Annotated in this window: 10 protein-coding genes; 2 read left to right on the top strand and 8 right to left on the bottom strand. The window is 33.6% G+C overall.

What is annotated here, in order from left to right:
- Window positions 1-11: 11 nt before the first annotated feature.
- The 8 genes from KKG99_16760 to pflA all read right to left on the bottom strand — a co-directional run bounded on the left by KKG99_16760 (window position 12) and on the right by pflA (window position 9,131).
- Window positions 12-251 (bottom strand): DUF2007 domain-containing protein, encoded by a 240-nt coding sequence (locus KKG99_16760; GenBank protein MBU1014647.1) that lies wholly within the window; start codon window positions 249-251, stop codon window positions 12-14.
- Window positions 252-300: 49 nt separating this feature from the next.
- Window positions 301-1,230: a DMT family transporter gene (locus KKG99_16755; protein MBU1014646.1), complete on the bottom strand. Its 930-nt coding sequence runs from the start codon at window positions 1,228-1,230 to the stop codon at window positions 301-303.
- Between the two features lie 90 nt (window positions 1,231-1,320).
- Complete coding sequence (locus KKG99_16750) at window positions 1,321-2,859, bottom strand: carboxypeptidase-like regulatory domain-containing protein (GenBank protein ID MBU1014645.1); 1,539 nt, start codon at window positions 2,857-2,859, stop codon at window positions 1,321-1,323.
- Window positions 2,860-2,870: 11 nt separating this feature from the next.
- A complete protein-coding gene (locus KKG99_16745) occupies window positions 2,871-3,863 on the bottom strand; it encodes a FecR family protein (protein ID MBU1014644.1) in 993 nt (330 codons plus the stop codon).
- Between the two features lie 14 nt (window positions 3,864-3,877).
- The gene (locus tag KKG99_16740; GenBank protein MBU1014643.1) at window positions 3,878-4,426 is read right to left on the bottom strand and encodes an RNA polymerase sigma-70 factor; all 549 of its coding nucleotides are present in this window, start codon (window positions 4,424-4,426) and stop codon (window positions 3,878-3,880) included.
- 131 nt (window positions 4,427-4,557) lie between these two features.
- A complete protein-coding gene (locus KKG99_16735; protein MBU1014642.1) occupies window positions 4,558-5,853 on the bottom strand; it encodes a carboxypeptidase-like regulatory domain-containing protein in 1,296 nt (431 codons plus the stop codon).
- Between the two features lie 147 nt (window positions 5,854-6,000).
- Window positions 6,001-8,367 (bottom strand): glycyl radical protein, encoded by a 2,367-nt coding sequence (locus KKG99_16730; GenBank protein ID MBU1014641.1) that lies wholly within the window; start codon window positions 8,365-8,367, stop codon window positions 6,001-6,003.
- Window positions 8,368-8,378: 11 nt separating this feature from the next.
- Window positions 8,379-9,131 (bottom strand): pyruvate formate lyase-activating protein, encoded by a 753-nt coding sequence (gene pflA, locus KKG99_16725; GenBank protein ID MBU1014640.1) that lies wholly within the window; start codon window positions 9,129-9,131, stop codon window positions 8,379-8,381.
- Between the two features lie 316 nt (window positions 9,132-9,447).
- On the opposite strand from pflA, the gene KKG99_16720 reads away from it, so the two are divergent.
- Window positions 9,448-10,404, top strand: a complete 957-nt coding sequence (locus KKG99_16720; protein ID MBU1014639.1) for a radical SAM protein — start codon at window positions 9,448-9,450, stop codon at window positions 10,402-10,404.
- A 244-nt stretch (window positions 10,405-10,648) separates the two neighbouring features.
- On the top strand, window positions 10,649-11,539 hold the full coding sequence (locus KKG99_16715; protein MBU1014638.1) for a radical SAM protein: 891 nt from the start codon (window positions 10,649-10,651) through the stop codon (window positions 11,537-11,539).
- Window positions 11,540-11,807 lie beyond the last annotated feature (268 nt).

Below are 11,807 nucleotides of genomic sequence, written 5' to 3'. Positions count from 1 at the left end.
AGAAGTATTGCTTAAGCTTGTTTTGAATTTAAGAATTCGGCAATTATTCGTTTTGCTTCAATTTCATGTGATTCGTCAACAAATATCTGGCTTGAAGATTCAGGTGATCCTGATCCCCATCCGGCGCCAATACTTTCAGAAATGGAATCCCTGGCAATGCTTCCTATTTGATTTTCCTCCAAAATACTTTTGATGAAATTTGCTTCGACCATGGAGCCGGTATATACAACTTTTAAGTTATGATCTTTCATGATACCCTATTTTAACCTAAGTAAAGATAATGATTATAAAATGCAATTGCTAACTCGTTGCACTATCCTTTGTATTCCTGGCATTTAAAATTATGATAGAAAATATCATGACAATAGCACTTATCCATTGTACAGTTGACAGGATGGTGTTATTCACAAAATAATCAAGGATAATGGCAGTCAATGGAAAGAAAAGTTCACAAATAGTGGCAATAATGGCTTTAACCCTTGTTAGACCGTAATAAAATAGAAAAATGGCCCCAGATCCTGTTGTTAAAGCAATTAGCGAAAAGTAGGTCCAGTTTTCAGTCGTTGTTTGGTAAAATTGAGGAAGTTTGCCAGCAATTATAACAATGATAAACATGAATAAAGTTGTAATTCCATATCGATAAAATGTTGCTGTTTTAAAATCATATTTCAGTAGGATTTTTTTACTAAACACAGTAGAACTTCCGAATGAGAAGGCAGCAAGAAGAGCAAGTAACGATGCATAGATTGTATTTCCTCCCAAATTAAAATCAGGCAGATTAAAACCAAATGTCATGAAATATCCTGAAATAATTGCCAGTCCGGCCCATAAAATGAAATTCTTTTTTAATTTTTCTTTCAGTAAGATAGCAGCTAAGGAAATGGCAAAAATAGGTTGGAGCTTTTGTAATAGGATCACAACCGTTAATTGTTCAAAGTTTACCAGAAAGAGTGCTTTAACAATAGAGATTGTTCCAATTGCACCACCAAAAACTGAAATAATAAGCAAGGTAATGTAATCCGATCGATCGAATAGCTTGATTTTCGAATACTCCTTTGAGAAAAAGAAATTCATAATGATGAACGGAATGGCATGCAATACAAAAACAACATAAAATACATCCAGATTAAATAATCGTGGAGTTAAAACTACACCGTCAAGCCCCCAAAGCATTGCGGAAAAGCTAATTGCAATAGTACCTGTGATGATTGATTTTCTCGTTTTTATCATAATTTTAAACCACTCGTATATGAGATGCCAAAAATAAGATTTTTTATCAAGTATACGGGGCTTGTTCTTGTTAATGTAACGTTTTGTATTTTATTTCTTTTCGAGAGATAAATCTTCCTGACGAAAACGCTGAAGCGCTTTGGATAGATCCTCCTCAGGAATGATTATATTTTCATTAACCCAAAATTGAAGATTATAGGTATCTGTCAGGTCGCTGAAAATTTTATTGCTATTCACGGTTTCCTTTCGTGAAAATCTCGAAACATCCCTCGTATTAATATCTGTCGAAATCATTTCAAACGAGGTTTGGTAGGTGGAGAAAAGAAGCTTTTGTTTTCTTTTGACTTTCAATTTCAGAGACCCTTTAATATGGTTTATGTAATAAAGCCCATTGATGCTTTTCTTATATGTAATGCTATATTCAGATTCGAATGGGTGCGCTTTGATTGCTTTGCTTTGTCTTAAAATGAAAGTGTTCTTTAATTTTTTAATCGCATCATTTGTGAAATTAAAATTAACTTTTACAATGGCAAGGGTATTAATGTTCAAATAAATTTCACCAATGAATTCCATATCATTCGACATCCTGTTTGGCCTGAATTCTATTAAGTAGGCCAAATCATTGTCTATAATTACCATGTCACGAATAAAATAATCGTATTTAAATAGATATTTTTCGTCTAAAAAATTGATAGGGTGCTTGATAACATCAAGCAAAAGACTTGTACCTAGCCCACCTTGTAGCTTAAAAAGGACAGTATCTTTTGAATTTACATCAGTAAATTTTCTTTGTTTAATAAGTTTTAACTGATCATCAAAAAGAGTAGGCCGATATGCAGTTTTAAAAATATCAAATAGGGCTTCTGTATAAACCATGTATCGTTCGTTACGCATAACAGTTTCTCGATAAAACGCCCGATGAACAAAAGGATTAATGTCGTAGTTTTTTGTTTTATTCTCCAAGGCCTGACGAATTAAACTGCGAGGGTCACTACTTCTTATAACTACTTCTTGCAGCGATATTGACTGCTGTTCTAATATATATGTATTTTCAGGCTTTAATTGGTTGACAGGGATCGCCAGCTTACGATAACCCAAATGGCCTATAAGCAATGTATCTTCATTAAACTGTTCATCATAAGTTAGGGAGAAGTTTCCATCGTTGTTACTGATAGTCCCTCTATTTTTATTAAGGAACCCGATTGAAGCAAATGGAATATTTTCCTTAGATTTGGCATCAATAATTCGCCCATTGATAGTGTAATTGGAAGTAGCACTGCTGCTCTCTTTTATTTGTTCGGTTTCAATCAGCGTGTCAGGTTCTTGTTTGAAAATCACCAACTGTTTATCAATGATTCTATAGGTAAGATAAGGATTTCTAAAAATGCTATCGAGTACAATGCTTAATGGCACATTTGTAAATTTTGCGTTTAATGGCTTCTGATATAATGCATAGATTGAATTATAAGTAAAATTATAATCTATATTATTTTCAATAATATTTAGGGCGGAATCAATTGAGATGTTATTGAAATTAACAGTTATCGGTTGAAATAATACCACATCCTGGCTATAGGAATAGATGAACATTAAGCATAATACCGTTATTGAAAAGGCTTTCTTATGCAACACTATTTAGTTTATTTATTAGCTAATATTATTTGGTTGTTAATTTCGGATTTTTCAAGATTAAAAGCAATACAAATTGATTGTAATAAAGTGTCGAGATGAATATTGTCGTATTTCGAGGTTAATTTAAGTTCTTTTAATGGTTCGCCTTCTAATTTTATATTAGCCCCATAAGTATGGTTAATCACCTCTAAAACAGAAACGAGATCTTCATTTCTGAAATCCATTACTTTGGTTATCCATGAAAGATAATTTGGAGTTGGGACTAAAGATTCTTGCAAAATATTATCACTTAAAAAGCCGAATTCGCCTTTTTCAAGTAAAAGAGCATTTTTTGGTTCACTTTTAGAGGATAAGCTAACAATACCGGATTCAACCAATACTTCAACTTTGCTGATATTTTTATATGCAAAAACATTAAACTTGGTTCCTAACACCTTAATTTCAGCATCGTTTGCAGTAATAATGAATGGTTTTTCGGGGTTAGGAGTGATTTCAAAAAAACCTTCTCCAATAAGCTCAACAGTGCGATTGTTACCTTCAAACTTCTCCGGATAAATTAGCTTACTATTGGCATTCAGGAATACGATTGATCCATCAGAAAGTGTAATTTCAGATTGCGAATATTCAGTAGTAATGATTTTTTGTGAGTTACCTTTAGTTAGATGGATTAGTGCCCAGCTTAAACCAAAGACAATTATCAGGGCTGCAGCTGCTTGATAAAATATGCGGAAGTTAATGGTGTATTTATTCTTAGTTGAAACTTTTATATCGTCAAGCTGTATTTTAGAATATAATTCCCCCCAAGCCTGATCAGTTGATTTTTCAAATACATATTTTGTATCGTCAATCTTTTCGAAATCCCTTTTCATTTGATTAAGGAGATCTTGATTATCGACCTTTTGTGCCCATTCTTCAAACATAGATTTTTCATCTTTGTTAAGCTCATTTGAAAAATATTTAGTCATTCGCTCCCAGTATTCTGTATTTTCTTGCTTATTCATCTTATTTGTTTTAATTATGAGCTAACCATAAATTCATTTAAGTTCTTTCTGAAATGTTTTAGTGCTTTACTCATATTGGCTTCTACCGTTTTTATAGAGATTTTAAGCTGATCTGCTATTTCCTGGTATTTAAGCCCTTGAAATCTGTTTAGTTTAAATATTTCTTGACATCGTTCAGGTAAATCATTCATAACCTGATATAGTTTATTGTGCAATTCATTGTATTCTAAATGTTCTATGGGCTCAATTGTGTCAGCTGAATAGGATAATAAGTATTGTTCATATTTGTTTTTTATCTTTTGTCGTTTAATAAATTGTAAACAATTGTTTCTGACCGCACTGTATAAATATGAATTAACAGATATGTTAATATTTAGTTCCTGTCTGTTTTTCCAAATATTATAGAACAAATTTTGAACCACTTCTTCAGCTTCTTCCCCATCTCGCAATATCCTGTTTGCATGGATTAATAGTGGCTTATAAAATTCTCTGAACAGTAATTCAAACTCTTTTATATTCCCGTTTTTAATGTCTTCTATCCTTGTCAGGTCCTGCGTTTTCAACTCATTGTAATTTTACAACCAAATTACAGTTTTTTTTTATAGGAGAGGGAGTAAACTCTGCCAAAATTTACCCCCTTCAAGCTCTCCATAAACTAAAACCAAAAGAAAAACCGATTGTTAGCAGATTCTTTTTACTTCGATAATCTCTTTATCCTTCTGATTGCCACTTCAATTGCTTGTTCTGGTTCAATAAGGTTATATTCTCCCCAATAGTCTTCATCGGTAAAGGCATCAATTTGCTCAGATAATACTTCAGTCCTTTTGAATTGGTCTTTGCTTTTGAATTTTTCAATGTTCTCATCATCTCTGTCGGTGATGGCTATTTCAGACATGATTGTATAGGTTGAATTAAAAAGTTTTTTATCCCAATCAACTTTAAATTGTACTTCTCCTTTAGCGTAGTTAAAGAACCATTCACCATTTTGCTCGCGATATTTCACTGTATAAACTGCAGTTGTAGGTGTAACTTTGGCTCCGATTGGTTTCTTTCTCAGGAATAGTCTGGAAGCAGAAACCGGATCGGTAATATTAAGGCTAAATTCGGCGGCTGTTAAGGCCAGATTTTCATTGTCAACGTAATATTTTCCGTTATATAAAGGAAAATCAAGTCCGGGTTTTTGTTTGAATTCAATTACATAATTGAGTTTTGTACCAATTTTAATCATATTCACTATACTGAAATCATAGTATTTTAATAATTCAGCATCTAAAATAACAGTAGGGTTTTTGATCACATCAAGCAGCATAGTTGTTGTAGGTCCACCCTGAAGTTTGAATAATAAGGTGTCAGATTTTTTAACGTCGCTTGCCTGTCGCCCTTTAAAAATCTGAATTTGATCGCTTAATAATCCGGAATAAGAAGATTTATAAATATTTACCACGGCTTCAGATAAGCCAACATATCTGTTCTTCTTACTAATTGATTCCCTATAAAAACCGGTCATATTATATGCTTTATTACCATAGTTTTCCTTTACTTTATTTAAAACCATAAGAATTAGCATTTCCGGAGAATCGGGATAAACAGTAACTTCACTTAAGGTTAATACTGCCTGGTTAATTTTCAGTACATTATTGTCCTCTTTTAATTTATTTATCGGATAAATAAGATTTTCATATCCAAGATGAGAAATAATAATGTTTTTTGCTTTGCTATTTTTGTTGATTTTAAGGATAAATTCACCATCTGAATTCGAAATAGTAGCTGTATTCTCTCCTTCAACAGCAATAGTTGCAAAAACTAAAGGCCCATTTGTATTTGCATCTGTTAATTTCCCTTTATATACATCATATGCAACCTGGCCTTGTTGGTCTTTTTTTGTTTTCTTTGCAGTATTATCGAATGCAAATAATTGGGAAGTAAGCCCAAGTGTAAGCATTAAAACTACAAATGCAGTTTTTAGATAAGATTTTGTGTGTGTTTTCATGATTTTTATATTTAATAGTTGAACTTATTTTTTAAAAGTTTAAGCGCTTTGGTATTAAGATAAGTTTATGCTCCTATACCCTATTTGGAATATGAAAAAAAAACCGATTGAATTAACAATCGGTTTTTTTGTTACCTGTTTATCTATCTAATTCAGGTTTTCATGTTCGGTTCGGGTTATGATTTCATTCTGTAATTCAACTGTTAAATCAACAAAATAATCGCTGTATCCTGCAACACGTACAATTAAATCTTTGTGTTTACTTGGTTCTGCTTGCGCTTCACGAAGCGTTTTTGCTGTCACTACATTAAATTGGATGTGATGCCCATCCAACTTAAAATAGCTTCTTACCAACTGAGCCACCTGGGCAATTCCTTTATCATCCGCTAAAAATTGAGGTGTAAATTTTTGATTTAATAAAGTACCACCTGTTTTAATGTGGTCAATTTTAGCAGCAGATTTTAAAACTGAAGTTGGGCCATTTCTGTCAGCACCTTGCACCGGTGAAATTCCTTCAGATAAAGGTTCTTTTGCTAACCTTCCGTCAGGCATGGCACCCAGCACACTGCCAAAATACATATGAGAAGTAGTAGGTAATAAATTTATTCGGTAACAGCCTCCTTTCGTATTCGGTCGCGAATCAATGGCGTTAAAGTAAATGTTGAATATCCTTCTGGTTTGGTCATCGGCATAATCATCATCGTTACCATATTTAGGTGTTTTATTTTGTAATTGATCCAAAAGCACATCATGTCCTTCAAAATTATTTGCCATGGCATTTAGTAAAGTTTCATAAGTCAGTGACTTTTTATCATAAACATGGTATTTGATGGCAGTTAGTTCGTCGGTAATACTGCCGAGTCCAACACCTTGAATATAATTTGTGTTGTACCTTGCTCCTCCTGCATTATAATCAATTCCTTTTTCAATACAATCATTAACTAGCAATGAAAGAAATGGTACCGGAAGATTTTTAGCATATAGTTTTTCAATCAGATTATTCCCTTTGATTTTAATATCAATAAAATATTTTAATTGTTTTTCATAGGCTACCATCAATGCTTCAAAAGTTTCAAAAGTCGATGGATCTCCCGTTGCTAAGCCAATCGTTTTCTTGGTTCGTGGATCATATCCGTTGTTCAAGGTCAATTCAAGGATTTTAGGAAGGTTGAAGTAGCCAGTCAAAATATAACTTTCATTGCCAAATGCTCCTGTTTCAACACAACCACTTGCACCACCATTTCTGGCATCTTCAAGCGATTTTCCCTGAAAAAGTAACTCCTGAACAATAGCATCTGTATTGAAAATTGAAGGTTGTCCAAATCCTGTCTTCACTATTTTTATGGCTCTTTTTATAAAACGTTCCGGATTTTTCTTGCTTAACTGAACCATCGAACTGGGTTGGAGCAAACGCATTTCTTCAATTACATCCAGAATGAGGTATGAAAGTTCGTTAACAGCATCTGAACCATCTTCTTTAACTCCACCTACGTTAATTAAAGAAAAGTCAGTATAAGTACTGCTTTCTTTTGCCGTAACACCCATTTTTGGCGGTGCAGGATGATTGTTAAATTTAATCCAAAATGCCATTAAAAGTTCTTTGGTATGTTCAATTGTTAAGCTTCCGTCTTCAATCTCTTTTTTATAGAATGGATAAAGATGCTGATCAAGCCGACCCGGATTGAATGAATCCCAAGGATTCAATTCTGTAATAACCCCTTGGTGAATAAACCAATAATGTTGAAGTGCTTCCCAAAATGTTTCAGGAGCGTTGGCTGGCACCTTTAAGCAAATCTGGTGCATTTGTTTTAATTCAGAAAGTCGTTCGGGTTCAGTTTCTTTTTGGATGATGCTTTCAATCTTTTCAGCATGTCGGTGAGCAAATTCAATAATTGCATCTGCAGCTATATCCATTGCTAAAAGTTCTTCTTTCTTATCCAATGCTTTGATGTCTTTCGCGAAATCTAATTTTGATTTTGCCAAGACAATCTCCTTTTTTAAATCCAGAAATCCTTTTTTAAAAGAATGTTTTCCCAATACTGTATGTCCGGGTGCTCTCTGTTCCAGAAATTCTGTAAATACACCTGCTTCATATGCGGACTTCCATACTTCTGGTAAGTCGTTAAACATTCTTTCTCGAATGGTTTTGCCTTTCCAATAAGGGATGATCTTTTCTTTATATACTTTAGTGGTTTCTTCATCCACAATAAAATATTGTTTTTCCCGATTGTTCAATTGTTCAAGATCCTCAATCGAATGCAATGATATCTCAGGAAAAGTGGGGGTTGATTTTGGGAATAATCCACGTTCTCCAACAATGAGCTCTCCTTTCATCACACATATCTTTTTATGGGTCATTATATGTTTGAAGGCAAGTGCCCTTTTTACAGGGATCGAACAGCTTTTTGCTTCTTCACTCTGGTAAAAATCAGTGATCAATGAAGCCCTTTGATACGTCATATGAGGCTCAGCATCCAGACTTTTTTCTCTTAGTAATTTAATTCGTTCGTTCATATTATGTTCGTTTAACCACCAATGCTTGCATTAAATCCTGCATTGGTGAACAGGTTTTTAATTTCAGTTATTTTGTTTTCACTTAACACTTTCACATCCTTCATCTTGTAAGGAATATTATACTTAGTGTACTTACCCTCAGCTATTGAATGATAAGGCAACAAATTGATATTTTTAATATTTGACAGCAAACTTAGGAGTTTGATAACGTCATCAATATTTTGTTTGCTATCAGTCATGCCCGGAATGAGTGGCATTCGGATAATAACCTTTTTTTGTTGATCATTTAAAGTTTTAAGATTTTTTAGAATTAATGTATTTGAAGTACCGGTATATTTTTGATGCAATGCATTATCGATAATTTTCAAATCATAAAGAAATAAATCTGCTTTATCAATAATTGAATCGAATGTATCAGATGATACCAGCCCTGATGTATCAACAGCAGTGTGTATGTCTTCTTTCTTACAAGCATCAAGTATTTCTCCTAAAAAAATGGGTTGCATCATCGGCTCTCCTCCTGAAAATGTAACGCCTCCTCCGGATTCATCAATGAATATTTGCTCTTTCCTGATTTCTTTCATCAGTTCCTTAACATCATACCTCAAATGCTCAGAATTGTCATCTACCTTATAGTGCTTGATACACTCAGGATTGTGGCACCACCAGCAGGATAAAGGGCAACCTTGCATAAATACTGTTAATCTGATGCCCGGGCCATCATGTACAGTAAACCTTTGGATATTTGAAATAACTCCTAACATTAGATAAAAGGTAAATTTGTGAATTGGTATATTGGTAAAATGGTAAGCTTGACTTAGAAAGTCATTAAAAAGAAGTGAGGAGAATAAGTGAAACTATTGAATCCAGCATTCATAGAGATGTCGGCAAAATTTACCATACATCTTAATGAACATATTTGCGATGCTCATTTCGGAAGGAATGCGATACAACGAATCAATTATCATTAGTTTCGATTATATCTGCAAATGTATGAAATTTGTAAGCAATTTTGCAAATAATTCTTTTAATTGATAAACGATTGATGATGGATTCTAATCTTTTTAATTTTGTACAGATATGAATATTGGAGATTTAGATTTCGAACAACTTTTGCGGCCTCTGAAAGAATTAGAAAAGTGCTGCCTTTGTCCGCATGAGTGCGGAGCAGACCGTTTTTCGGATAAATTGGGGTTTTGTAAAAGTCGGGCCGATTTCAATATTTCTTCTATTTGCATTCATCATGGTGAAGAACCTCCTATAAGCGGATCTAAAGGGATTTGCAATGTGTTTTTTACCAATTGTAATATGCAATGCGTTTATTGTCAGAATTATCAGATAAGTGAGAATAGATCAGACCGATCGATGGCAAGTCGGTCACTTATCAGGGTTTTAACCGAAATAATTGAAATTCTGGATCAGGGGATTAATATTCTTGGCTTTGTTTCGCCCGGGCATTTTATCCCACAAATGAAGGTAATTATTACTGCTTTGCATGAAATGGGTTATCATCCAACCATTGTTTATAATTCCAATGGCTACGATAAAGCAGAAGAACTAAAAAAAATGGAAGGATTTGTAGATGTATTTCTTCCGGATATGAAATATGCCCATGAGTTATTAGGTCAAAACTTTTCAGGGGTTAAGAATTATCCTCAGATATCTCAAGCTGCCTTACAAGAAATGTACAGACAAAAAGGTACAATTTTACATCTGAATGAGGAAGATTATGCCGAACAAGGTTTAATCATCAGGCATTTGGTTTTACCCGGACAAGTGCAAAATAGTAAGGATGTTTTGAGATGGATTGCCGAAGACTTATCTCCCAATATTAATATTTCATTGATGTCTCAATATTATCCTACGGCTAGAGTTTGCAATGAATTTGATTTTGGAAGAACCTTGAAGACTAAAGAGTATAATGATGTTGTAGATTATTTTTATGAACTGGGTTTGCATAAAGGTTGGGTTCAGTCCTTGGACAGTCAGGATAATTACCGGCCTGATTTTGATCAAGAGGTGCATCCTTTTGAATGAGGTGTTGATAGGTAAATTGGTAAATTGGTAAATTGGTTGATTAGCAAATTGGTGGATTAGGTTGAAGATAGGAGACTTTTATTGCCACCAAATGTCCACTGAATGCCTATTGTTTGACAATTGTATTACTATGTATTACCATGTATTACTATATGTTACCATGTATTACCATCGTATTTCCATTGAATTGCAATTCTTGATCATTTAGTAGAATCAAACCTGCTTTTTAGTTAATTTTACGGCTATGTTTTATCTGCCTTTTAGTTACGATGAACCGCTGTTTCGCCCACCAAGCGAAGCCTATTCTCTTATTTTTCAACTAACGATTGGCTGTTCATGGAATAAATGCGCTTTTTGTGAGATGTATACCTCTAAAAGTTTCAAGTTAAGAAACGAAAAGGAGATATTTGCTGAAATTGAACAAACTAAAGGTTTAGCAGATGATACGCGTAAAATATTTTTAGCAGATGGAAATGCTTTTGTTTTGTCATTTGATAAGCTGATTAGAATATTGGATAAGTTAAATCAAAGTTTTCCTCGATTGGCACGCATTTCTGCTTATGCTTCATCAAGAGATATCCTGAGTAAAACAGAAGAGGAATTGATGCAGTTAAAAAACGCTGGTTTAAAATTGCTCTATATTGGGATCGAATCAGGTGATGATGAGTTGTTGAAAATGATTAATAAAGGGGAGACATATAATTCAACAGAAGAAGCATTATTAAAGGCCAGAAATGCCGGAATCAAGTTGAGTGTCATGATTTTAAATGGGCTTGGTGGAAAGCATTTTTCAAATCAACATTCAATAAATTCAGCTAAACTCATAAATTCAATTCAACCCGAATACTTATCTACTTTGGTTTTAAGCCTTCCATACGGGATAAATCATTTTAAAAAGAGGTTCAATGGCGAATTCGTTCAATTAAATCCTTATGAATTAATCAAAGAGCTAGGGCTGTTCCTGCAAGAGTTAAACCTTGTAAGTACTGTTTTTCGGAGTGATCATGCTTCGAATTATTTGGTTTTAAAGGGGATTCTTGATAGGGATAAGGAGATTCTTGTGAATAGGATTAACGATTTTTTACAAAATCCAGAGGACGGAAAATTAAGACCTGAATGGTCTAGAGGTTTATAGTTTTGGGGTTTAAATCTGTCGTTTTACCGTAATAATTATTTTTAGGCATCATTTATTACGTATTGTAATTTAGCTTATTGTTTTAATTACGAATTGATAGAATCTGCACCCCAAAAATCTTGAGTTTTGAAAAATAATATTATTTGCTTGTTTGGTAATATAAAATGTGATTAGATTTGCTGCTCCAAAAATAAACACCGCATCATGACAAAATTTAACAGCATTATTATTCTCATTATTACCCTCGTGCACTGTACGGGTTGAGAAT

This window comes from Bacteroidota bacterium, from assembly GCA_018816945.1.
Lineage (GTDB): Bacteria > Bacteroidota > Bacteroidia > Bacteroidales.
This window is presented reverse-complemented; position numbering and strand designations above follow the sequence as displayed.